Annotated in this window: 30 protein-coding genes and 1 pseudogene; 28 read left to right on the top strand and 3 right to left on the bottom strand. The window is 30.2% G+C overall.

The genetic code is table 11. The features are described from left to right. Positions 1-54: 54 nt before the first annotated feature. Positions 55-465 carry a hypothetical protein gene (locus L1S49_RS02860; protein WP_238902479.1) on the top strand — a complete coding sequence of 137 codons (411 nt, stop codon included), beginning with the start codon at positions 55-57 and terminating at the stop codon, positions 463-465. Positions 466-567: 102 nt separating this feature from the next. Continuing rightward, positions 568-1,221, top strand: a complete 654-nt coding sequence (locus tag L1S49_RS02855) for an HAD family hydrolase (RefSeq protein ID WP_238902478.1) — start codon at positions 568-570, stop codon at positions 1,219-1,221. A gap of 1 nt (position 1,222) precedes the next feature. Here the strand turns inward: L1S49_RS02855 and L1S49_RS02850 are convergent, their stop codons facing one another. Beyond that, entirely contained in the window at positions 1,223-1,324 is a 102-nt protein-coding gene (locus tag L1S49_RS02850) for an AsnC family protein (protein WP_238902477.1), read from the bottom strand. Positions 1,325-1,413: 89 nt separating this feature from the next. Between L1S49_RS02850 and L1S49_RS02845 the strand changes: the two genes are divergently transcribed. The 3 genes from L1S49_RS02845 to L1S49_RS02835 all read left to right on the top strand — a co-directional run bounded on the left by L1S49_RS02845 (position 1,414) and on the right by L1S49_RS02835 (position 3,155). After that, positions 1,414-1,587: a hypothetical protein gene (locus L1S49_RS02845; RefSeq protein ID WP_238902476.1), complete on the top strand. Its 174-nt coding sequence runs from the start codon at positions 1,414-1,416 to the stop codon at positions 1,585-1,587. Between the two features lie 189 nt (positions 1,588-1,776). After that, the gene (locus tag L1S49_RS02840) at positions 1,777-2,373 is read left to right on the top strand and encodes a LysE family transporter (RefSeq protein WP_238902475.1); all 597 of its coding nucleotides are present in this window, start codon (positions 1,777-1,779) and stop codon (positions 2,371-2,373) included. Positions 2,374-2,378: 5 nt separating this feature from the next. After that, positions 2,379-3,155, top strand: coding sequence for an AraC family transcriptional regulator (locus tag L1S49_RS02835; RefSeq protein ID WP_238902474.1), 777 nt, complete (start codon positions 2,379-2,381; stop codon positions 3,153-3,155). Positions 3,156-3,603: 448 nt separating this feature from the next. Here the strand turns inward: L1S49_RS02835 and L1S49_RS02830 are convergent, their stop codons facing one another. Continuing rightward, positions 3,604-4,482, bottom strand: a complete 879-nt coding sequence (locus tag L1S49_RS02830; protein ID WP_238902473.1) for a LysR family transcriptional regulator — start codon at positions 4,480-4,482, stop codon at positions 3,604-3,606. 187 nt (positions 4,483-4,669) lie between these two features. Here L1S49_RS02830 and L1S49_RS02825 point away from each other — a divergent pair, with 187 nt between their 5' ends. The 3 genes from L1S49_RS02825 (at position 4,670) to L1S49_RS02815 (ending at position 7,412) form a co-directional block, all read left to right on the top strand. After that, the gene (locus tag L1S49_RS02825; protein WP_238902472.1) at positions 4,670-5,836 is read left to right on the top strand and encodes an iron-containing alcohol dehydrogenase; all 1,167 of its coding nucleotides are present in this window, start codon (positions 4,670-4,672) and stop codon (positions 5,834-5,836) included. Positions 5,837-5,862: 26 nt separating this feature from the next. Next, complete coding sequence (locus tag L1S49_RS02820; protein WP_238902471.1) at positions 5,863-6,507, top strand: hypothetical protein; 645 nt, start codon at positions 5,863-5,865, stop codon at positions 6,505-6,507. 107 nt (positions 6,508-6,614) lie between these two features. Next, complete coding sequence (locus tag L1S49_RS02815) at positions 6,615-7,412, top strand: aldo/keto reductase (protein ID WP_238902470.1); 798 nt, start codon at positions 6,615-6,617, stop codon at positions 7,410-7,412. Here the strand turns inward: L1S49_RS02815 and L1S49_RS02810 are convergent. Next, a complete protein-coding gene (locus L1S49_RS02810) occupies positions 7,409-7,639 on the bottom strand; it encodes a hypothetical protein (RefSeq protein ID WP_238902469.1) in 231 nt (76 codons plus the stop codon). The two genes, L1S49_RS02815 and L1S49_RS02810, sit on opposite strands and share 4 nt — an antisense overlap. 193 nt (positions 7,640-7,832) lie before the next feature. Here L1S49_RS02810 and L1S49_RS23370 point away from each other — a divergent pair. From L1S49_RS23370 to L1S49_RS02715, 20 genes and pseudogenes are all read left to right on the top strand, one after another. Then, positions 7,833-7,919: pseudogene (locus L1S49_RS23370) on the top strand (N-acetyltransferase); the annotation flags it as partial. A 3-nt stretch (positions 7,920-7,922) separates the two neighbouring features. Continuing rightward, a complete protein-coding gene (locus L1S49_RS02805; protein ID WP_238902468.1) occupies positions 7,923-8,696 on the top strand; it encodes a sugar phosphate isomerase/epimerase family protein in 774 nt (257 codons plus the stop codon). 94 nt (positions 8,697-8,790) lie between these two features. Then, a complete protein-coding gene (locus tag L1S49_RS02800) occupies positions 8,791-9,300 on the top strand; it encodes a DNA topology modulation protein FlaR (RefSeq protein WP_238902467.1) in 510 nt (169 codons plus the stop codon). A 191-nt stretch (positions 9,301-9,491) separates the two neighbouring features. After that, a complete protein-coding gene (locus L1S49_RS02795) occupies positions 9,492-9,734 on the top strand; it encodes a hypothetical protein (protein ID WP_238902466.1) in 243 nt (80 codons plus the stop codon). Next, positions 9,674-10,012: a GyrI-like domain-containing protein gene (locus L1S49_RS02790; RefSeq protein WP_238902465.1), complete on the top strand. Its 339-nt coding sequence runs from the start codon at positions 9,674-9,676 to the stop codon at positions 10,010-10,012. The genes L1S49_RS02795 and L1S49_RS02790 overlap by 61 nt, the downstream gene beginning before the upstream one ends. A gap of 128 nt (positions 10,013-10,140) precedes the next feature. After that, positions 10,141-10,341 carry a hypothetical protein gene (locus tag L1S49_RS02785; protein WP_073022472.1) on the top strand — a complete coding sequence of 67 codons (201 nt, stop codon included), beginning with the start codon at positions 10,141-10,143 and terminating at the stop codon, positions 10,339-10,341. Positions 10,342-10,568: 227 nt separating this feature from the next. Continuing rightward, a complete protein-coding gene (locus L1S49_RS02780) occupies positions 10,569-10,772 on the top strand; it encodes a hypothetical protein (RefSeq protein ID WP_238902464.1) in 204 nt (67 codons plus the stop codon). 44 nt (positions 10,773-10,816) lie between these two features. Beyond that, entirely contained in the window at positions 10,817-11,113 is a 297-nt protein-coding gene (locus L1S49_RS02775) for a hypothetical protein (RefSeq protein WP_238902463.1), read from the top strand. 30 nt (positions 11,114-11,143) lie between these two features. Next, on the top strand, positions 11,144-11,692 hold the full coding sequence (locus L1S49_RS02770) for a hypothetical protein (protein ID WP_238902462.1): 549 nt from the start codon (positions 11,144-11,146) through the stop codon (positions 11,690-11,692). Between the two features lie 30 nt (positions 11,693-11,722). After that, entirely contained in the window at positions 11,723-12,250 is a 528-nt protein-coding gene (locus L1S49_RS02765; protein ID WP_238902461.1) for a GNAT family protein, read from the top strand. Positions 12,251-12,253: 3 nt separating this feature from the next. Beyond that, positions 12,254-12,658, top strand: a complete 405-nt coding sequence (locus L1S49_RS02760) for a DUF4362 domain-containing protein (RefSeq protein ID WP_238902460.1) — start codon at positions 12,254-12,256, stop codon at positions 12,656-12,658. Positions 12,659-12,762: 104 nt separating this feature from the next. Beyond that, on the top strand, positions 12,763-13,191 hold the full coding sequence (locus L1S49_RS02755) for a GNAT family N-acetyltransferase (protein WP_238902459.1): 429 nt from the start codon (positions 12,763-12,765) through the stop codon (positions 13,189-13,191). A gap of 17 nt (positions 13,192-13,208) precedes the next feature. Beyond that, positions 13,209-13,700 (top strand): GNAT family N-acetyltransferase, encoded by a 492-nt coding sequence (locus tag L1S49_RS02750; protein WP_073022495.1) that lies wholly within the window; start codon positions 13,209-13,211, stop codon positions 13,698-13,700. A 313-nt stretch (positions 13,701-14,013) separates the two neighbouring features. Then, the gene (locus tag L1S49_RS02745) at positions 14,014-14,532 is read left to right on the top strand and encodes a 2'-5' RNA ligase family protein (RefSeq protein ID WP_238902458.1); all 519 of its coding nucleotides are present in this window, start codon (positions 14,014-14,016) and stop codon (positions 14,530-14,532) included. Positions 14,533-14,642: 110 nt separating this feature from the next. Beyond that, entirely contained in the window at positions 14,643-15,368 is a 726-nt protein-coding gene (locus L1S49_RS02740; RefSeq protein WP_238902457.1) for an AraC family transcriptional regulator, read from the top strand. Between the two features lie 140 nt (positions 15,369-15,508). Continuing rightward, on the top strand, positions 15,509-15,838 hold the full coding sequence (locus tag L1S49_RS02735) for a tRNA-binding protein (RefSeq protein ID WP_073022463.1): 330 nt from the start codon (positions 15,509-15,511) through the stop codon (positions 15,836-15,838). Between the two features lie 334 nt (positions 15,839-16,172). Further along, complete coding sequence (locus tag L1S49_RS02730) at positions 16,173-16,538, top strand: metalloregulator ArsR/SmtB family transcription factor (protein WP_021801173.1); 366 nt, start codon at positions 16,173-16,175, stop codon at positions 16,536-16,538. A gap of 24 nt (positions 16,539-16,562) precedes the next feature. Continuing rightward, positions 16,563-18,824, top strand: a complete 2,262-nt coding sequence (locus L1S49_RS02725) for a heavy metal translocating P-type ATPase (RefSeq protein ID WP_275299501.1) — start codon at positions 16,563-16,565, stop codon at positions 18,822-18,824. Positions 18,825-18,875: 51 nt separating this feature from the next. Beyond that, positions 18,876-19,490, top strand: a complete 615-nt coding sequence (locus L1S49_RS02720; protein ID WP_238902456.1) for a class I SAM-dependent methyltransferase — start codon at positions 18,876-18,878, stop codon at positions 19,488-19,490. Positions 19,491-19,766: 276 nt separating this feature from the next. After that, the gene (locus tag L1S49_RS02715) at positions 19,767-20,969 is read left to right on the top strand and encodes an NlpC/P60 family protein (protein WP_238902455.1); all 1,203 of its coding nucleotides are present in this window, start codon (positions 19,767-19,769) and stop codon (positions 20,967-20,969) included. The last annotated feature ends 2 nt before the right edge of the window (positions 20,970-20,971 follow it).

Below are 20,971 nucleotides of genomic sequence, written 5' to 3'. Positions count from 1 at the left end.
AAAATTCTTTTAAAAGCATATAGTATTATATAAATATTTTATAGGAGGTTTAAAATGAGTAGAGAAAATGATTTAGAACCAAAAGTAGAAGATGAAAATTTATTAGAAGAAGATATAATAGAAGATTGGGCGGAAATGCAACCATATGATAACATTGAAAGAGAATTCTTTCATAGCAGCATAAATAAAACTGCTAATATAATAAGTAGTGAAACAAAGTTAGAAAAAGAAAATATAGATAAAACTGAGATAGTAAATAATATTGAAAAAATGAGAAAGTTGTCTTTCAAAGATGATGTTGAGGTAAGGAGAGCCTTTTCTATTAGAAGTTCATCCTATAGAAAGATGAATGAGCTTAAGAATATACATCCAGATATAAACATTTCATTAAATAGAATAGTGGATGCTGCTTTTAATCATTATTATGAATATATAAAGGGCGGAGGAGAATTTGAGGATTATTAAAGGGATACGTTATTTTTAGTATCCTTTTTAAAATTGATTTTCTAAAATTTGTATTCATTTTAAGGTAATGTTAAAATTAATTTATGAAAGGGGAGATTATAAATGGAATATAAATACGTACTATTTGATTTAGATGGAACAATAACAGATTCAGGAGTTGGGATAATAAATTCAATTGTATATGCCCTTAAGAAATACGGAATTGAAATTGAGGACAAGGGTCAATTAAATAAATTTGTAGGTCCTCCTTTAGGAGATTCCTTTGAGAAGTATTATGGATTTTCAAAAGAGAAAGCTATAGAAGCAGTGGACTACTATCGTGAATACTACAAAGAAAAAGGTTTGTTTGAGAATCTAGTTTATGATGGTTTTGAGGATTTAGTTAAAACTCTAAAAGATGAAAATAAGGAGTTAATTGTAGCAACTTCTAAACCGGAAATATTTGCAAAACAGATATTAGATCATTTTAATTTATCAAAGTATTTTACATATATTGCAGGTAGTACTCTTGATGGAACTAGAGTTAAAAAGGGAGATGTTATTAGGTATGCCTTAGAGAGCTGTGAGATAAAGGATCTATCACAAGTAATTATGATAGGGGACAGGGAACATGATGTTATAGGTGCAAAACAAGTAGGTATAAAATCCATAGGGGTTTTATATGGATATGGAGATAGGGAAGAACTTGAGGGCGCAGGAGCTGACTTTATAGCTGAAAATGTTATGGATATATTAGACGTTCTTAAGGTATCATAGATTAGTCTCCTTTAGATACCCCTTGAGGAGTTAAGTGAACTTTTTCACCAATCTCTTTAAGTGGGGTTTTGGAGTTGCTTTTTAAGATATCTATGATTTTCAAATCTATTTAATCAAACATAAAGCTTAAAATCCTTTCATTTTTAAAGTGAAATTTATCCTCATAACAGTCTTAAAAATATATTAAAGGTTATGGATTATGCTAAAGCTAATAAGATTCTTGTTATAGGTGTTCAGCATACCTCTCTTTCTGGAGATACCTTTATTAAAAATACAAATGAGTGGGAGATACACCCTAAGGTTCTTGAGAAGCCTTTCATAAAGGATATAGAGTTGATTTTTTATCAGATGCTACTGGGACTATAGATGTAAAAAATAAGGTTGGAAGTATAAGTAGTAAAGAGTGGATGAGGGGTAATTAATATTAATTTAGAAAGTGAGATTATTTAAAAATATCATTCTGTAATATGAGCTATAGCTCTTGCAATAATGTACTATATGACTTTAATTTTAAGATGTATAATTTATAAAAATACTTACAAAGGAGTTTCTTTTATGAATATTACATCTTTTTTTATATACTGCATTATTGTTACAGTTACACCTGGACCTACAAATATTGTCATATTGTCTACAGTAAATAATTTCGGCACGAAAAAAGCGATTGAATATACATATGGAGCAACCATAGCATTTGGTTTATTACTTACCATTTCATCTGTTTTAAATACTATGCTTGTATCGGTAATACCTAAGATTTTGCCTATTATGCAGATAATAGGGAGCAGTTATATTGCTTATATTGCTTACCAAATATATAAAATGGATACCTCAAAAACAATTGAAAAACAGAATGTTACCTTTATGTATGGATTTCTTATGCAGTTTATCAACCCAAAGGTTATACTATTTACAATGACAGTAATTCCAAGCTTTGTTATGCCGTACTACACAAAACTATCTACGTTGATGATATTTGTTGTATGTATAACAATTATAGGATTTATGGCATTTGCTACATGGATACTTTTTGGTACAATCTTTAAAAGTTTTTTACAGAAACATCAAAAGGCTGTTAATATAATTATGGCATTATTTTTAGTTTATTCTGCAATAATGGTATCAGGTGTGGACAAGATGATTAAGGGGTGATTTATATGGAAAAGTTTATATATAAAAAGTCAGCAGATATTACTGTGTTGTCAGCAAGTATGTCAAATTTTAGATATAAGAAGCATGCTCACAAGGAATATGCAATGGGTGTAACCTTGCGTGGTATTCAGCAGTATAACTTGAATGGGAGTATTCAATCATCTCATAAAAATCGAGTTATGCTTTTTAATCCAGAACAACCTCATGACGGAATGGCACATGATGAGTCAGGTATTGATTATGTTATGCTATATATTGAGCCAAAATTATTTTTAGAAATTATTGAAAAAAAGGATATAGTTACTTTTGATTCTCCTATTGTATATGATTATAGGCTTGAACAAAAAATATTAAGTCTTTCTAATGCTATATTAAAAGAGAAAGATGAAGCATTATGTAGTGAGCTACTTTTATCTCTTGCAGATAGCTTTGCTCAAACTGATTTTGGTAGAAGCTACAAGAAAGAGAATACAGTAGTTAAAAAAGCAAAGGATATGATTTCTTGTAACTCAAAAGATATATTAAGTCTTGATGATATATGTAAAGAACTTGAAATGTCAAAATTTAAGTTTATAAGATTATTTAAAGAAAACACTGGAATATCACCATATCAGTATTTTCTTAACTATAAGGTAGAGCTTGCAAAGAAGTTAATAGAGAAGCATAGAGATGTTTATTCAGCTGTTGTAGAGTGCGGGTTTGTTGATTTAACTCATTTAAATAAACACTTTAAAAGAATGTATGGAATAACAGCATTTGAATATATGTCATACTTAAATTAGGGGATACTGTTAGGGTGATAAAAGGAGTTAAGTTGAAAGAGTAGATTACCATTAAAAGAATAAAGTAAATGATATTTTTAGATACCGTATAATTCAGAAGTGAGTTTGCGGTGTTTTTTATTTTTGAAATTCAAAAGTGCTACAAGAAATCTCTAAATACTAATATGTAGAATAACATCTTCTGTTATTCTACATCAATAACTATATTATGGTTATATTGGTTTGGAAAAGTGCCATTAGGACGAATTAATGCGAGTGTAGACGAGCTTGGTGAAATACCTGATAACGCATCGGCGACAATTGAAATAGTAAGGGATTAGAAGGTAAAAACTATAACATCATTTTTAAGAAAAAAAGCTAGTTCTAAATGAAAACTAGACTTTTTTGATAGGCAGAGGTTGGATTTTCGCCACCTCTGCCATATGATTACAGAATCATTATATATATCTTAGAATAAACTTTGCTGAATTTCTTCTAAGAACATCTTTGCAGCTTTTGTAAATATCTGATACTTCTTCCAAACAAGATAAAGTCCTGTTTCTACCTTCGGTTCCAATGGACGGAAGCAGAGATTGCTGTCACCTGAAGTATTCACAAGTTTATCAAAGGTAAAAGCATAGCCAAGTCCAGCCTCTACCATCATTGCAGGTGTAGTTATGAGGTTGAAAGTTGAAACAATATTTAAGTTTTTGGAATCATCCCCTAACCAACCTGACAAAACATTTCCATCAACCTGTTGATGGGCACATAGAACAGGTTGATTCTTTATGTCATCTGGAGAAATGGAGTTAAGTTTTGCTAAAGGGCTATCCTTTTGCATCAAGACTCCAAAAATATCATTTATCGGAAGCTTTAGATAATCATATTTTTGCAAATCTACTGGTGCAACCAGAACTCCGAAATCAAGTAATCCTTTATTAAGCTGATCCGTTACCTCTATGGTACTGCCGCTGAAAATATTATATTGAATCTGTGGATGAGTTTCTCTCAGTGACAGCATGGCATCAGCAATAAGCCGCATGGCATGAGTCTCAGCTGCACCTATGTGAACCACACCGCTAACCATTTCATCAAAGGAGGAAAGGGCTGTTTCTGTTCTTTCTACTAATTCAATGATTTCTTTTGCTCTTTTGCGCAGAAACATTCCTTCTTCTGTCAGTGTAATTTTTCTACTGCCTCTTTCAAATAACTTTCTGCCTACCTCTTCCTCAAGTTCGGTAAGCTGTCTTGAAAGATTCGGCTGAGTAGTACGTAAAACTTCAGCGGCTTTTGTTATGCTTTCTTCCTGTGCAACTGCAAGAAAATATTTTAAAATACGAACATCCATAATAACCCTCCTGGATTGTTATACTGTACACAAAGATTATTAATCGTTGTGCCTCCGTTATTTTTATAATACTACAGCAAACTATAAATAAAAAGCATGGTATAGCATAAAATATAAGTATTTGTAATTTTATTTTTTTGGAGCATAATAAATATATAAGAGGTCTGAACCTAAAGGAGGAGAAAAAATGAACAGTTTTATTTATGACATTCCAGTAAAAGTTTATTTTGGAGAAAATCAATTAGGACATCTTGGTGAAGAACTTGCTAAGTATGGAAAACGTGTTTTATTGACTTATGGCGGCGGTTCAATTAAGAAATCAGGATTATATGACACCGTGGTAGAAGAAATTAAAAAAAGCGGCTTAGAACTCCATGAGTTATCTGGAATTGAACCTAACCCTAGAATTGATTCTGTACGTGCGGGAGCTAATATCTGTAAAGAAAAAAACATAGATGTATTGCTTGCTGTAGGGGGTGGATCTACTATAGATGCAACAAAATGGATGGCAGCGGGAGCATGTGTTGAGCATGATCCCTGGGATTTCTTCAGTAAATGGGCACCTGTAGAAAAAGCATTACCTATTATAACAGTGTTAACTCTATCAGCAACAGGTTCTGAAATGGATAATGGAGGAGTTATCAGTAATCTTGAAACAAAAGATAAAATTGGCCGTGGGGAAAAACCCCTATTACCAAAGGTTTCTTTTTTAGATCCTACTAACACATATACCGTAAGCTCTTACCAAACAGCATGTGGTGCAGCAGATATAATGAGTCATATCATGGAAGTCTATTTTAATATGGAACAGGATTTATATATGTTGGACTGTTTTATGGAACAAATGATGAAAACAATTATTAAATATACACCAATTGCTATGAAGGAACCTGACAATTATGAAGCAAGAGCTAACTTGATGTGGACATCTTCCTGGGCAATCAATGGGTTTGTTAATGGAGGAAAACAACTAGCTTGGAGCTGTCATCCTATGGAACATGAATTATCAGCAATCTATGATATTACGCATGGATTAGGATTAGCTATTTTGACACCAAGATGGTTAAAATACTGTCTGGATGAAACAACTGTATCTAAATATGTTCAATTTGGTGTTAATGTATTTGGAATTGATTCATCCTTAGATCCAATGACAATTGCTAATAAAGCTATTGAGAAATTATCAGATTTCTTATTTAATACATTACAATTAGATGATACCTTTACAAAAGTAGGGATTGAAGTAAAGGATTTCCCTATTATGGCTAAAAAATCTTGTGGAAACAGTGTTTTACCAGGGTTCAAACCACTAACTCAAGCAGATATTGAGAAAATATTTGAAATGTGTGTATAGAGAGTATTAAGTTTAGGGGAGAGAAGATGAAAATAAAAAGAATTATATTATGTTTTTTAATGATTATACTGGTATCATTTGGAGCTTCTTTAACACTTAAAGCAGCGGTTGGTGTGGGTGCTTGGGATGCATTAGCTCTAACAGGAAGTTCAATAACTGGAATTCAAGTTGGTACAGTAGGAATGATACTTAATTTTCTATGTATTTTTATTGAGTTGGTAATACTAAGAAAAGATTTTAAGCTTAAACATGCTTTACAAATTGTTCTTTGTTTTATTATTGGATATACAGTGAATTTCTTTTTCTATGATGTATTAGGTGGAATTAATTTATCAAACTATTTTGTTAGAGTTGCTGTCTTAATCATAGGATATGTTATCAATGCCTTTACAGTTGCAGTGATTATGTTATTGGATGTTGTGACGTTTGCCTTAGAAGGTGCTTGCAAAGCAATATCTGATAAAACAAAGATTCTGTTTCATAATTTTAGACAGGGTGTAGATGTTGCATTCATTGTTATTACAATTATTATGGCATTTGTATTTAATGTTCCGTTGTCTGTAAGAGAAGGTACTGTTATAGGAATGATTATTTTTGGACCAATAATGGGAGTATTCATGAAACTATTAAAACCAATATTCCAAAAATATGATTTGACTGACTATAATTAAACCAGTGCGGATCATTAGTTTAATCATAAACTTTATATAGTAATTATGCCTCTATATTTGGTTGTAGAAAGAGTTAAATGAATGGCAAATCTTAAGGGGGTGAAAGTATGGAATATGAAATATTAAATAACGGTATAAAAATACCAAGAATAGGTTTTGGAGTTTATCAAGTATCATCAAATATTGCAGAAAGATGTGTAATAGATGCTTTAAGTAGTGGATATAGACACATTGATACGGCTAGAAATTATGATAATGAAAGAGAAGTTGGTAATGCTATTAAGAAATGTGGAATCACAAGAGAAGAGATTTTTCTAACAACAAAAATATATGGAGCCTACAGTTATAGAGAAGCTTGTGGATATATTGATGAAGCGTTAAATAAATTACAAACAGATTATATTGATCTTTTATTATTTCATTGGCCATCTGGCAATATTGTAGAGACTTATAGAGCTATGGAAGACTATTATAAAGCCGGTAAATTAAAAGCAATAGGTTTATCTAATTTTTATGGAAAAGATTTTAAGAAAATAATTAGTAACTGTGAAATAACTCCAATGGTTAATCAAGTTGAAGCTCATGTGTTTATGCAACAAAAGCATTTTAAAGAAGAAATGGATAAATACAATATAAGATTAGAAGCATGGTCACCATTAGCATGTGGAAAAAATAATATTTTTAATAATAAGATATTAAAAATAATTGCTGATAATCATAATAAATCAGTGGCACAAGTTGCATTAAGATTTTTATATCAGAAAGATATATTAATAATCCCTAAAACAGTAAATATTCAAAGAATGAAAGAAAATTTAGATATATTAGACTTCGAATTAAGTCATAATGAAGTTAAAGAAATAGAAAAATTAGATACCGAAAAAAGTTTATTCGGTTGGTACTAATTGAAGAAGACAAACGAATAGATGAGTAGTAAGGGAAAATAATAAGGAGATTGTCTTGTACAACCTCCTTTAAATTTCTCTTTTCTACTATAAGAGCCTTTGCCTTTTTTAGCTTTTTGAATTCCAGTGCCTCTTGATACCTCTTTATTGTGAGAATGAATGTCTTCAATTGGAGTTTTCACATAGCCGCCTTTTATTACTATTTTTTCTGGTTTTTTATTTTTCATAGCTTATCACCTCAATATAATTATTACACTAATAGTTTATATTATGCAATACAAGTGTGATAATATAATTAGCACATAAAGACAATTTTACATAAAGCATAAGGAGAGAGGGAAGTAATGAATATTAAGGAAATAGATATTTTAACAGAACGATTAGAATTGATAGGTATTAAGCCTTTGGACGCTAAAGCAATTTAAGAAAAGTTTTTGGTTTAATAATGAATGGACAGATGATGTAATATATGCAATCTTAAAAGAAGAGTGGGAAGAAGGGAAGTAGATTATGATTACAATTTATGATTGGTTTGGATATGAATTGCCTATAAAGGAACGTTACAAGTTAATAAAAGAAATAGGATTTGATGGGGTTTTATTATGGTGGAGTGAGAATTTTGGACGTAACGAATATAGAAAAGGACCACAAATTGCTAGGGATGCGGGTCTTTTTATAGAAAATATTCACACCCCAATACAAAATCAAAACAACCTTTGGAGTAACAATTTAGATGGAGAAGCTTTAACTCTATGTTATTTAAAATGTATTGAAGATTGTGCTGAATTTGATATTCCAACAATGGTTGTACATCTGCCTGATGAAGATCATACACACAATGAATTAGGACTTGAGAGAATGAAAAAAATTACTGAAAAAGCTGAGCAGCTTGGGGTTAATGTTGCACTTGAGAATTTAAGGAATCTTGTTAATTTGACATATATATTAGAGAAAATAGATTCTAAGCATATAGGATTTTGTTATGATTGTGGACATCATTATCGCTACTATCCTGAAAAGGATTTTTTATCTATGTATGGTTCAAGGTTAATGGCTCTGCATCTACATGATAATAACGGAAGTCGTGGGCAGCATGGTTTACCTTTTGATGGAACTACTGATTGGTCAAAAACGATGAAAGAAATAGCAAAAACTAATTACTCAGGAGCCATTGCAATAGAGCCTATGAACTGGGCTTATGAGGATTTATCTCCTAAAGAATTTTTACATAAGGCTTATGAAAAAGCTAAAAGGCTTGATGCATTAAAGAGTATCGTTAACTAAGGGCTTAGCTTTGAAATTGAATAATAGGACGTTAGAATAATATGATTTAATTAATTCTCAATTGTAATTTATTATTTATATGGAGGAAAATAAAATGCAGAGAATATGGATAACTGGCTCATCAGGGTCTGGTAAAACTACTTTGGCGAATATTATCGGAAGTAAACTTAATATACCAGTTTATCATAACGATAAAATTTTCTGGTTAGATAATTGGCAGAAACGTCCAGTAAATGAACAGATAAACATAGCTAAAGGTATATCAGAAAAAGATAGGTGGATATATGAAGGTAATAGGTTTAATTATTACAAAAAAGATGGTAGGTATAATAGATGTGATACAATTATTTTCCTAGAAATAAATAGATTCACGTGTTTGTATAGATTTGTGAGAAGATATTTAAAGTATCGAGGTACTCACCGTCCTGATATTACGGAAGGGTGTATAGAAAAAATTGATATTGATATTGTGAAGTATATCTTAATTGATTATCCGAAGAGGAAAAACGAAAGGCAAAAGTTATTCAACGAGGCTAAAAAAGATAAAAAAAATGTAGTTATTTTAAGTGGGAAAAAAAGTATAAATAAGTGGCTGGAAATATAATACTCTCAAATACCGTATTATTCAGAGATGAATTTTGAGGAGTTTTTTATTAATGGTGATAAAAAATAGTACCAAGTATTTTAAAATTATTATGAAATAAGTATTTATTTCATAATATAGCATTAGAAAAATATGTGAATTAAGGTATATAATTATATATGAGATGTTAAGCAGAAAGGGGAAGTAGCTTTATGAAAATAAAAATTTCTTTTGAAGTGAAAAACTTTGATTCTGTTAGGGTTATAGGTAAAGAGGTTATAGTAGGTAAGAAAAATCCTGTACCAGAATTATGGAGGAAAATGTTAAGTGATGGAACAAATGATTTTCTTCAAAGCATGCCTGAACGTGTATCTCCCATGGGAGATACAATTGGATGGATGGGGGAATATATTCACAGAGAAAAGAGTTTACTTATATTGCAGGCGTATTTGTAAAGCCTAACACCACTGTTCCAAAAGGCTTTTCTTATAGGGATATTCCTGATTGTATGATGGGTGTTGGATGGATACAAGGAAACACATCTAATTTAGAGAACGGAGCTCATAGTAAAACAGAGAAAATCATGAAAGAAAATGGATATATTCCTGATTATTCAGAAGTTGCAATCTCTATGGAATACTATTCATTCGATAAATATGTAAATATTGAGGATAATGGGAATAATATATTTACTTTTGGATATTTTTTACCTTGTAAAAAAGTAACAATATAATATAAAAAATAAGGGGAAGAGACTATTGTGCAATAAAAATGTTTTTCTGATAATTAAGTAATTCCATAAAAACATGTTATAATTTATCTACAGCAAAGATTAAATTATAGTTTTGAAGGAGAATAATTATGGGAATTAAAGTTTGTTCAAAGTGTCAGATGTATCCTGTACTTGAGAATGATGAACTTGGAATGAAATATTGGTATGAGTGCCCTGAATGTGGTGAAAAAACAATTAAGGTAACTAGTAGAACCTCAACTGTTAGAAGGCCTAGAATTGATGAAGAAGCAAAAGATAAATTAAGTGATGAGTGGAATTCTAAAAATTAATACTTATAGTATAAATTGACGAATTAAAAGTTTTTCAAATAGAAGAAATAAATAAAAATGAGCTCCGTTATAGAAATTAAGTCTATTACGGGGCTTGTTTTTTTAATTATTGTGATATAATTATCCTATAATTGTAAAATATAGTTATAAAACCGTATTTTACTATAAGACTTAGTTTTATGATAGATTTTAGAAGAATTATAAATAAAAGAAAAGAGGGATTATTTATGAAGGTTAGTCAAAAAGTATTGTTTATAGTATCAATTATATCTGCCATCATAACAATTAGTTTAGCAGTATTACATTTCTTTGATTTTTTTAATGGAAATATAGATATTATGATGTTATCTTTAGTAATTACATTACTACTTAGTACATTAAATCAAGTTAATAATTATATGGAGAAAAAGAAACTATTGGAGAAAAAATAAACTGAAAGAGTATTTGGATATCGTAAAGTAAGGGGAGAGAATTTATGGAAAAAAGATCATATAAAAATCTTGGTAGATTCATTTTAGCTTTTTCAATTATAGCTTCAGTTTTTATGGTTTTTATAAGTTTTCGTAATGGCGACTTTAAAGAAAACTTAAGTAATGGAAGCTTATTTAGTACGTTGATTTTTAGCTTAACATGCATTGTCCTTATATTAAGTGGAGTGAGTATGAAAACTAAGTATCCAGAATATTATAGATACCAAGTTATAGGTGCAATAATTTTATTATTAACGGTTTTGATAGTAGATATTATTCCTAGGGTGATTTATTTAATCTAAATTAATTTTTGTAAGATTGGGGTAAATGAGATGGGACAATCGTGGAGTGGACTTAGAAGAGAATTAGAAGAGGATTTAATTTGTGATTCTTTGAAAGGAAGAGTTAAATATTTTCTTACTCATTACCATAACGCACCAGATAAGTATGGGAGGGTGTGTGTTAGGGTTGATGGTAAGGAAGTAGTTAAAGGTAATCCTTATGATTTTTATGTTAAAGGGTATAGGTTAGAGGAATTAAGAGTTAAAAATGAGCTTAAAGCACCAAGTAGAGAATACACAGATAAGGAGTATCTGTACGAGGAAGAGAATGAGATAATTGAAGATAAAATTAGAGATATAGCTCATAAAGATGGTGTATTTGAAATTTATGATTTTACAAGGGCTATATATGAATATAAAAATTCAAGTATTATTGAAAGTATAAATTCTAAGAATATGCTTGTAAGAATGCTTGCAGTAATGGATAGAAGAATTGGTAAAAGAACATTGTTAAAGTTAGTTAGTGAAGTAGAAAAGCAACCAAATTGGTTAGCATTTTTTTATAAATTAAGGCTAGATGCAGATGGGATAAAGTTATAGTTAGGGCTATTATAAACTTGGGGGTACAAAATGTTAATACACACTGGAACTGTTCAAATAGAATCTGATTTCATAATAATAAGAAATACAAAGGAGTGCGACCTAGACTTTGTAGTTAAATGCGAAAGAGAACCTAATAATGCTCAGTATGTTGGACAATGGACAAAAGAACAACATAGAAATGCATTAGTTCAAGAGGATATTCTTCATTTAATAGTAGAAGATAAGACTGCAAAGAAAAATGTTGGATATATAATTATAGCAGGATTAACAAATTCAAATAGAAATATTGAATTTAGAAGATTTGTAATATCAAGTAAAGGAAACGGCTTTGGAAGAAAATCATTAAAGTTGATTAAAAAGATTGCTTTTGAAGAGTTAAAAGCGCATAGATTATGGCTTGATGTTAGAGAAAAAAACGAAAGAGCGCAAAATCTATATAAATCCGAGGGCTTTATAGAAGAAGGGATTTTGAGAGAATGTATTTTACATGAAGGAGCTTATGAGTCTTTAATTGTGATGTCAATTTTAGAGAGTGAATATATCAAGGGGAGATAAGAGATGAAAAGACTAAAATTTATATTTATTATGTTTTTAATACTTTCTTTGACCTCGTGTAAGTCAGCTTCGTATAATATGGAATCAGATATTAATAAAGGATATGCAGTTTCTGGGATTTCTAATAAGCATAATGTTGAGAAACTTGATGAATTTTTATTTAAGGTAGAGCAAGGCGAAAGTAGTGACTTAACTATTGTACAGCTCACTAAGGAAGGTGATCCTATTTACTTTAGTTTATCATATAGTGGTGATTCTATAATGTATAAATATGATAACTCAAAAGACAAATATGGAAAGTCTGATATTACAGAAGAGAAGGTTAATAAAAGTGATTTTTACAAAAATGAAAATAAGTATTATATTAAGACTTCTGAAGGTGAAATAGTACTTTTTGATTTAGAGTAGAGAAACATTTTAACCTAAGAAAATTATATGTTGAAAACTTAGCCAAGTAAGCAATATAATATTTATAAACTAATAGATAAATAGAAAGCTATGGAGGGCAATAGATGAATATACAAGTTGTATATGGAGCACCATCAGCTGAGGATTATGTGAGTCTTAGGCTTCGTTCTGGCATGGGGAATAAAGATTTAAAAAGAAGTGAAGTTGCTTTAAAGAACTCTTTGTTCATAGTAGCTCTATATGATGAAGAAAAACTAATTGGTTTTGGTAGAGTAGTTGGTGATGGTGGAATAACCTATGTTGTGAGTGACATTATGGTGGACAAGGATTACCAAAGAAGAGGCTTAGCAGAACAAATTATGAAGGCTATTGATGGTTATTTTGAAGAAAATACACATGAAGATAGTTATATCTGCTTAATAGCAAATCATCCAGCAGACATACTGTATAATAAACACAAGTTTGAGTATTTACCTGAAAACAAGAATGGAATGCTTAGAAATCAAAACAATGATAATAAAAAAATTAAATAGCGAAGGAATTAATGGATATGATAATAAGAAAAGCTGAAATAACAGATTTAAAAGAACTACTAGAAATTTATAATTATGAAGTAAAAAACGGAGTTGCTACTTTAGATTTAGAACCAAGAACCTTGGAGCAAAGAGAAGAATGGTTTTATAAGCACAACATACACAACCATCCATTATTTGTTGCGGAGATAGATAATTGTGTTGCAGGTTATGCTAGTTTATCTTCCTATAGAGAAAAAGAAGCCTATAAGAGTACCGTAGAGTTATCAATATATATAGGAGCTGATTACAGAAAAAAAGGAGTTGCATCCAAGCTTATGGAATTCACTTTAGATGAAGCTAAAAAAGACGAAAGAACTCATACTGTAGTTTCTGTTATAACAGCAGGAAATGAAGCTAGTAGAAAACTTCATGAGAAATTTGGATTTGAGTTTTGTGGAACAATAAAAGAAGTGGGAATGAAGTTTGGAGAATACAGAGATATTGAAAATTATAGATTAGGTGTATAGAAATATTAAGAAGTCGCAATATTCATAGATTGAATTTGCGGCTTTTTTACACTTAAATGCCTATATGATGTAAATCTTGTCCAATTATATACCATGATATGATATAATTGGAATAAATTAATTAGAGATTGTATTTAACTGGAGAAAATAAGATGGAAGGTAGAAAAAATGGAGTTAGTATATAGAAAGCTGTCATTAGAAGAATGTGAATGTATAAAGGAAATAGATCCATCTCAATGAACTATATGAAATTGATAGGAGAGATTATCAACTAGAGTTCTCCTTATAAATAAGTTAGTAAAGGAGTGATATTATGAATACAAGAGTTATAATGATTTTTCCTAAGTTTGAAAACATGCACATTATAAATAATATCAGAAAGAAATATGATCCATTATCAGATTTTGTAGAGCCTCATATTACATTGGTTTTCCCTTTTGAAGATGAGTTAAGTAATGAGGAGCTTAGCCTATATTTAAAAGAGGCTTTAAAAGATATAAAACCATTTGAGATTGAATTACAAGGTTTTAGAAAACAGGTAGACAAGTATGGAAACTACTTATTTTTAAATGTAGTACAAGGTATAGAGGTAATTAAAGAGATTCATGATATTTTATATAAAGATAAATTAAAGAAGTTTGATTTAGGGTATGAATACATTCCACATATGACAGTTGGAAAGCTGCCCTCTATTGAATTACTTGATAAAGCTTTTGAGGATGTACAGAAGTATAGTGATAAATTTAACACTGAAGTAAGAAAAATATCTGTTGAAATGATTGGTGAAGTTGAGGAATCAATTATATTAATAGAGCAGGAATTGGGGTCATAGAAAAATTACTAATTTGATTTAACAAGGTATATATGAAAGAAATAATATGCTAGACTTAGCTAGAGAATATTTTGATAAAGAAAAGGAAATGAAAAAAAGTAATGGCTAAAATGAATGGAATTTTAAGCGAAGTAAGAGTATATAAAGATATAGTAACCACGCATTTTCATAAGTATGGACAACTTATATTACCAATCATGGGTAGGTTAGATATTAAAACTAAATATAAAGAGCTTGAACTTGATGAAAAGCATTTGTTTTATTTACCTCCAAGTAGTATCCATACATTTAAATCAGAAAAGCAAAATGAGTTTTTGGTTTTAGATATACCTGAATATATTATTAATGAAAATAGTATTGGTACATTGCAGAAGGAAGTTGAATTATCCTTAGATGATAAATGGAAAGCAATTAGATTTCTAATCTTAAATGAGCTTAAAGATGGTTATTATAGCAGTGAAAAAATATCAAAGTTATATCATTACTTTAGTTCTTTTATATTTGAAAAGAGGATTGAGGATTCCGTTAAATATATTCATGAACACTATAATGAGGATATTAATTTAAAGACTTTGGCAGATATTGAACATTATAATTCAACTTATTATAGTGAATGGTTTAAAAAGAAAACAGGGGTTTATCTTACTGAATATATACAGAAATTAAGAATACAAAGGGCAAAAGAACTTTTAAGAGATACTGACTTAAACTTAATGCAGATTGCAAATGAAGTTGGATATAATTATAACTCATCACTTACAAAAGTATTTAAGATACATGAGAAAATTACTCCCTTAGATTATAGAAAAAGAATCAGAAGAATGAATAAGAAATAACTTGATTTAGGATAAGAAAATTGTTTTATTTAACATATAATATAAGTTAATAGTATAGAAAAAGAGAGCTATTTAAGACAATAGTTCTTTATTTTTATATATTAGTTTAAAACTAAAGAGTTATATAGGAGAGTGTTATAATGGCAACTTTTGAAGATCTTATGAAGTTAGATATTAGAGTGGGAGAAATAATTAAAGTAGAATTTTTTGAAAAAGCAAAAAAGCCTGCTTATAAATTATGGATTGATTTTGGTGATGAAATTGGAATAAAGAAGTCAAGTGCTCAGATTACTAAATGCTATAACAAAGAGGAGCTTATAAACAAACAGATTCTGGGTGTAGTAAATTTCCCAGAAAGACAGATAGCTGATTTTATGTCAGAAGTATTAGTGCTTGGAATTTATGCTGAGCAGGGAGTAGTACTAATTCAACCAGAGCAGGGCGTTAAGAAAGGCGATAAACTAGGATGATAAGATGATCTATGATATAAGAAAAGCCCCTGTAAGGGGGCTTTCACTTGTATAAAAAATAGGTTAGGAGAATCGGTTATGAACAAAAAACTATTAACTATAATACATCATATGAATATATACAAGTGTTGTTACACATTTTGTTAAAGACTAGAGGATAACACATTTTTCAGAAATGAAAGATGTGTTTTTTTATACGTTTATAAGGATATCTTAAAACAAACTCAAAAAATATTAAATTATTTTCTGAGTTTTGTTGACATTAATTTCATAGTTGCATATAATGAACATATGAACAAGTATTCATATGTTTGTAGATGAGGGAGAAGATTTTATGGAAGAAAAAGAAGTTATTCAAAGCTGTAATTGTACAGTAATTCATGAGGATATAGTTACTAGAGTTAAGGATTGTATACCTAAAGAAGAGGTTCTATATGACTTAGCTGATTTATTTAAGATATTTGGTGATACAACAAGAATAAAAATATTATGTGCTTTATTTCAAGCAGAGATGTGTGTATGTGATATAGCAGCATTACTTGGTATGACTCAATCTGCTATTTCTCACCAATTAAGAGTTTTAAAACAATCTAGACTTGTAAGATACAGAAAAGAAGGAAAGGTAGTCTATTATTCCTTAGATGACGAACATGTTAAAGGAATATTTAATCTTGGATTAACTCACATAGAAGAGAAGTAATTATTTATATTAGGAGGAGATTCCATGGATAAAGTAGTTGAGAAAAACATTAAAAGTGATTTTAAAGTAGTTAACAAAGGTGTAGAAAAACAAGATGATAAACTAATAAAAAAAGAATTTATCCTTAATGGTCTAGATTGTGCAAACTGCGCAGCTAAGATAGAAGATAAGGTATCAAAAATAGCTGGAATTGATTCAGCTTACGTAAATTTTTTGACTAAAACTCTAACGGTAGAAATAAATGAAGGAGATAGAGCTAAGGAATTAGTTTCAGAAATTAAAGAATTAGTTCCTAAAGTAGAATCTCATGTAAAAGTTGTCGAAGTTGGAAGTAAGAAGAAGGCAACAACAAGTCATTCTCATCATCATGAACATGGAGAGGAGCATGACCATGAACACGACCACGATCATGATGGACATGATCACGAACATGGAGAGGGAAGTAAAAAAGAAATAATTAAGTTTATTGTAGGAGCTGCGATATTTGGAGTTGCAAGTATAGCAAAGTTTCCCCCTATTACTGAATTAATACTATACGTTATAAGTTATATTATTGTAGGTGGAGAAATTGTTTTAAGAGCTCTAAAGAATATACGTAGAGGGCAAGTATTTGATGAAAACTTCCTTATGAGTATTGCAACTATTGGAGCTTTTGCAATAGGTCAATATCCAGAGGGTGTAGCAGTTATGTTATTCTATCAAATAGGAGAGATATTCCAAGGTATAGCTGTTAATCGCTCAAGAAAATCTATTACTTCACTTATGGATATAAGACCTGATTTTGCTAACATTATGGTTGGAGATGAATTAAAGAAGGTATCTCCAGAAGAAGTTAGTATAGGTGATATCATAGTTGTAAAACCAGGGGAAAAAGTGCCTTTAGATGGAAAGGTGATTAAAGGAACTTCTATGGTTGATACTTCAGCATTAACTGGGGAATCAGTTCCTAGACAAGTAGAAGCGGGAGACAATGTTTTAGGTGGAGTAATTAATAAAAATGGTCTTTTAACTATTGAAGTTGAAAAAGAGTTTGGAGATTCTACTGTAGCTAAAATATTGGATTTAGTTCAAAATGCAAGTAGTAAGAAAGCACCAACAGAGAAGTTTATAACAAAGTTCTCTAGATATTACACTCCAGCTGTAGTTTTTGCAGCAGTGGCATTGGCTATAATTCCACCACTTGTAATTCAAGGTGCAACTTTTTCAGATTGGCTTTATAGAGCATTAGCCTTTTTAGTTGTATCTTGTCCTTGTGCCTTAGTAGTATCTATTCCACTTGGTTTCTTTGGAGGAATAGGCGGGGCTTCAAAAAACGGTATACTTGTTAAAGGTGGAAACTATCTTGAAGCTCTTAACGATGTAGAAATTGTTGTATTTGATAAAACAGGAACACTTACTAAAGGCGTATTTAAAGTAACTGAAGTTAAACCTCAAGAAAATACCACAAATGATGAATTGATGTATTATGCGGCTCATGCTGAAAGTTATTCAAATCATCCAATAGCTACTTCAATATTAAATGCTTATGGAAAAGATATAGAAAAAGAAGTTGTTGAAAATTATGAAGAAGTCTCTGGACATGGTGTTAAGGTAAGTATTAAAGGAAAAGAAGTTTTAGCTGGTAATTATAAGCTTATGTATAAAGAAGGTATAAACTACAATGAAGTAGAGACAATAGGGACTGTAGTTCATGTAGCTATAGATAAAGAATACTATGGGTATATAGTAATATCTGATGAAGTTAAAGATGATTCAGCCAAAGCTATAAGAGATTTAAAAGCTTTAGGCGTAAAGAAAACAGTAATGCTTACAGGAGATAATAAAGCAGTAGGAAATAAGGTTTCTAAGGACTTAGGACTTGATGAAGTTCATGCTGAACTTTTACCAGATCAAAAGGTTGAAAAGTTAGAATTATTAGATAAACAAAAATCCTCTAAAGGAAAGCTAGTATTTGTAGGAGACGGAATAAACGATGCTCCAGTTTTGGCTAGAGCAGATATAGGTATAGCAATGGGTGGGGTTGGATCAGATGCTGCTATAGAAGCTGCTGATGTGGTTATAATGACTGATGAACCATCAAAAATTGCAGAAGCTATAAAAATAGCAAAGAAAACAAGAACTATAGTAATGCAAAACATTATATTTGCTCTGGCAGTTAAAGCAATTTTATTAGTACTTGTAGCTATAGGATTAGGAACTATGTGGGAAGCTGTATTTGGAGATGTAGGAGTAACTATTCTTGCAGTATTAAACTCTATGAGAGCTATGAAAATTGAAAAGAAATAGTTATATAAATGCAGTCATTTAAATAATGGCTGCATTTTTTAGGAGGTATACATGAATAACATAGATAACATTAAGATATATAAGAGATGGGTGGGGCTGTATGATTTATTATTTGGAAGTAAATATATCAGTAAACAAAGAGAAGCTGAGATATCAATGCTTAATTTGAAGGAGGAGGATAATATATTATTTTTAGGAATTGGAACAGGTGAGGATTTAAGTTTTATACCAAAAGGAATTAATGTGACTGGTGTAGACATTACTAATGAAATGCTCGATATAGCTAGGAAAAAAGTAGATGAATTAGGATTAGAAAAAGCTAACATAATTAATATGGATGGTCAAAAACTAGAGTTTGAGCAAAATCACTTTGATTATGTGGTATTAAATCTAATTTTATCAGTAATACCTGATGGGAATAAGGCCTTAAAGGAAGCTTATAGAGTTTTAAAACCAGGAGGGAAAATTGCTATATTTGATAAATTTATTGAAGATGAAAAAAGTCCTAATATTATGAGATTATTATTAAATAGAATAACTAAATCATTAGGTACAGATATAAATAGAAAATTTTCTAAGATAATAGAGAATGTGAACTTAAAAGTACAAGAAGAAAAGAAAAGCATTTTAGGTGGTATGTACAGAATTATTATTTTAGAAAAATAGAAAGGGTACCCCGTTATTCAGATAAATTTATTAATAAACAAATAAGCTTGTTCACAAAAAATTAATATTTATAAAATATTAAGAAAAATGTAAGAATTACATCCGCCAACTTTCGCAGTATATAAGGAGTGGTGGCATTTTTAAGAAATTGTAAAGGATTATTAATGGAATGAATTGACATTGGCTATTATAGGGACAAGTGTTATTATGATAGTAGTTTACTGATAATCGAAAGGGGAAAGTGTTACTTATTAAGATAGTAATGCTGGTATGAAAATGAAAAAGAGAGTAATATCTGGTTTAATTACGACATCATTAATATTAGGAATAGGAACACAAGCGTGGGCAGAGCCTATAACGCAAGAACAGCAACAAGAGATTAATGACAAAAGTGCAAAGGCTGACATTGCTAAAAGCAAATATGCTGAATTAAAAAATAAAGTTGATGAATTGGATGCACAAATACAACCAATAGCAATCGCATTAAACGATAATAATACTAAAATTAGTAATACAAATAGAGAAATTGATAATACTAAAAAAGACATTGAAAAAAGTAAAAAAGAATTAGCAGAAAAAGAAGAGGTTTTTGGAGCTAGAATGAGAGCTCTATATAAATCAGGTGGACAAGAAAGCTATGTAGGAATTCTGTTAAGCGCTAACAGCTTAGGAGACTTCATATCTAAGGCTCAAGCAGTTGGTAAGATAATGAGTTTAGATAAACAAATTATAGACGAGCTTGAAGCTAAGCAAAAAGAATATGATGATCATATTGCAACACTTAAAACTAAGATTCAAGAACTTGAAGACTTAAATAAAGATAATAAAGTAAAACTAGACGAGCTAAATGTTAAAAAAGCAGAACAACAAGTATATGTGGATCAAGCTAAAGTAGAATATGATAAAATAGCTGGTGATTTAGCTACTACTGAAAGAAACTTATATAGACCATTTGCTAACATAGTAAATAATTCAAGTAGTACAGTTGATGATTTAAACAATGCTATAACTACTCTAAGAGCATTAAGAAAGAGTGTTAAAAGCTCTACTGTTGATAATGAACTAGTTGACTTAATAGAAAAAGCTAAAAGCCTAGTTTCACAAAAAACAGCACCTACTATGAGTAGAGGTGGAAATGGTAATGTATCAGGATCATCATTACTTTCAGTTGCATATAGTAAATTAGGAGCTACATATGTTTATGGAGCTACAGGTCCTAACGTGTTTGACTGCTCTGGATTTACACAATATGTATTTAGACAAGTTGGTGTATCTCTATCAAGAACAACATTTACTCAAGTTAATGATGGTGTACCAGTAAGCTACTCTAACCTTCAAGTAGGAGACTTAGTATTTACAAGTCCTGGACATGTAGGTATATATGTAGGTAATGGGCAAATGATTCATTCCCCTCAAACTGGAGATGTAGTAAAGGTATCTAATATTTGGTCCTTCTATGCTGCAAGAAGAGTAATGTAATA

It is taken from the genome of Clostridium sp. YIM B02506, from assembly GCF_022324845.1.
GTDB classification, from domain to species: domain Bacteria; phylum Bacillota; class Clostridia; order Clostridiales; family Clostridiaceae; genus Clostridium_T; species Clostridium_T intestinale.
Note: the sequence above shows the minus strand (reverse complement) of the source record. Positions and strands in the feature narration are given on the sequence as shown.

Bases quoted from the DNA above. Each gene is read 5' to 3' on its own strand.
- L1S49_RS02860 (WP_238902479.1), top strand. From the start codon at position 55: ATGAGTAGAGAAAATGATTTAGAACCAAAAGTAGAAGATGAAAATTTA.
- L1S49_RS02855 (WP_238902478.1), top strand. From the start codon at position 568: ATGGAATATAAATACGTACTATTTGATTTAGATGGAACAATAACAGAT.
- L1S49_RS02845 (WP_238902476.1), top strand. From the start codon at position 1,414: ATGGATTATGCTAAAGCTAATAAGATTCTTGTTATAGGTGTTCAGCAT.
- L1S49_RS02840 (WP_238902475.1), top strand. From the start codon at position 1,777: ATGAATATTACATCTTTTTTTATATACTGCATTATTGTTACAGTTACA.
- L1S49_RS02835 (WP_238902474.1), top strand. From the start codon at position 2,379: ATGGAAAAGTTTATATATAAAAAGTCAGCAGATATTACTGTGTTGTCA.
- L1S49_RS02830 (WP_238902473.1), bottom strand. From the start codon at position 4,482: ATGGATGTTCGTATTTTAAAATATTTTCTTGCAGTTGCACAGGAAGAA.
- L1S49_RS02825 (WP_238902472.1), top strand. From the start codon at position 4,670: ATGAACAGTTTTATTTATGACATTCCAGTAAAAGTTTATTTTGGAGAA.
- L1S49_RS02820 (WP_238902471.1), top strand. From the start codon at position 5,863: ATGAAAATAAAAAGAATTATATTATGTTTTTTAATGATTATACTGGTA.
- L1S49_RS02815 (WP_238902470.1), top strand. From the start codon at position 6,615: ATGGAATATGAAATATTAAATAACGGTATAAAAATACCAAGAATAGGT.
- L1S49_RS02810 (WP_238902469.1), bottom strand. From the start codon at position 7,639: ATGAAAAATAAAAAACCAGAAAAAATAGTAATAAAAGGCGGCTATGTG.
- L1S49_RS02805 (WP_238902468.1), top strand. From the start codon at position 7,923: ATGATTACAATTTATGATTGGTTTGGATATGAATTGCCTATAAAGGAA.
- L1S49_RS02800 (WP_238902467.1), top strand. From the start codon at position 8,791: ATGCAGAGAATATGGATAACTGGCTCATCAGGGTCTGGTAAAACTACT.
- L1S49_RS02795 (WP_238902466.1), top strand. From the start codon at position 9,492: ATGAAAATAAAAATTTCTTTTGAAGTGAAAAACTTTGATTCTGTTAGG.
- L1S49_RS02790 (WP_238902465.1), top strand. From the start codon at position 9,674: ATGGATGGGGGAATATATTCACAGAGAAAAGAGTTTACTTATATTGCA.
- L1S49_RS02785 (WP_073022472.1), top strand. From the start codon at position 10,141: ATGGGAATTAAAGTTTGTTCAAAGTGTCAGATGTATCCTGTACTTGAG.
- L1S49_RS02780 (WP_238902464.1), top strand. From the start codon at position 10,569: ATGAAGGTTAGTCAAAAAGTATTGTTTATAGTATCAATTATATCTGCC.
- L1S49_RS02775 (WP_238902463.1), top strand. From the start codon at position 10,817: ATGGAAAAAAGATCATATAAAAATCTTGGTAGATTCATTTTAGCTTTT.
- L1S49_RS02770 (WP_238902462.1), top strand. From the start codon at position 11,144: ATGGGACAATCGTGGAGTGGACTTAGAAGAGAATTAGAAGAGGATTTA.
- L1S49_RS02765 (WP_238902461.1), top strand. From the start codon at position 11,723: ATGTTAATACACACTGGAACTGTTCAAATAGAATCTGATTTCATAATA.
- L1S49_RS02760 (WP_238902460.1), top strand. From the start codon at position 12,254: ATGAAAAGACTAAAATTTATATTTATTATGTTTTTAATACTTTCTTTG.
- L1S49_RS02755 (WP_238902459.1), top strand. From the start codon at position 12,763: ATGAATATACAAGTTGTATATGGAGCACCATCAGCTGAGGATTATGTG.
- L1S49_RS02750 (WP_073022495.1), top strand. From the start codon at position 13,209: ATGATAATAAGAAAAGCTGAAATAACAGATTTAAAAGAACTACTAGAA.
- L1S49_RS02745 (WP_238902458.1), top strand. From the start codon at position 14,014: ATGAATACAAGAGTTATAATGATTTTTCCTAAGTTTGAAAACATGCAC.
- L1S49_RS02740 (WP_238902457.1), top strand. From the start codon at position 14,643: ATGAATGGAATTTTAAGCGAAGTAAGAGTATATAAAGATATAGTAACC.
- L1S49_RS02735 (WP_073022463.1), top strand. From the start codon at position 15,509: ATGGCAACTTTTGAAGATCTTATGAAGTTAGATATTAGAGTGGGAGAA.
- L1S49_RS02730 (WP_021801173.1), top strand. From the start codon at position 16,173: ATGGAAGAAAAAGAAGTTATTCAAAGCTGTAATTGTACAGTAATTCAT.
- L1S49_RS02725 (WP_275299501.1), top strand. From the start codon at position 16,563: ATGGATAAAGTAGTTGAGAAAAACATTAAAAGTGATTTTAAAGTAGTT.
- L1S49_RS02720 (WP_238902456.1), top strand. From the start codon at position 18,876: ATGAATAACATAGATAACATTAAGATATATAAGAGATGGGTGGGGCTG.
- L1S49_RS02715 (WP_238902455.1), top strand. From the start codon at position 19,767: ATGAAAAAGAGAGTAATATCTGGTTTAATTACGACATCATTAATATTA.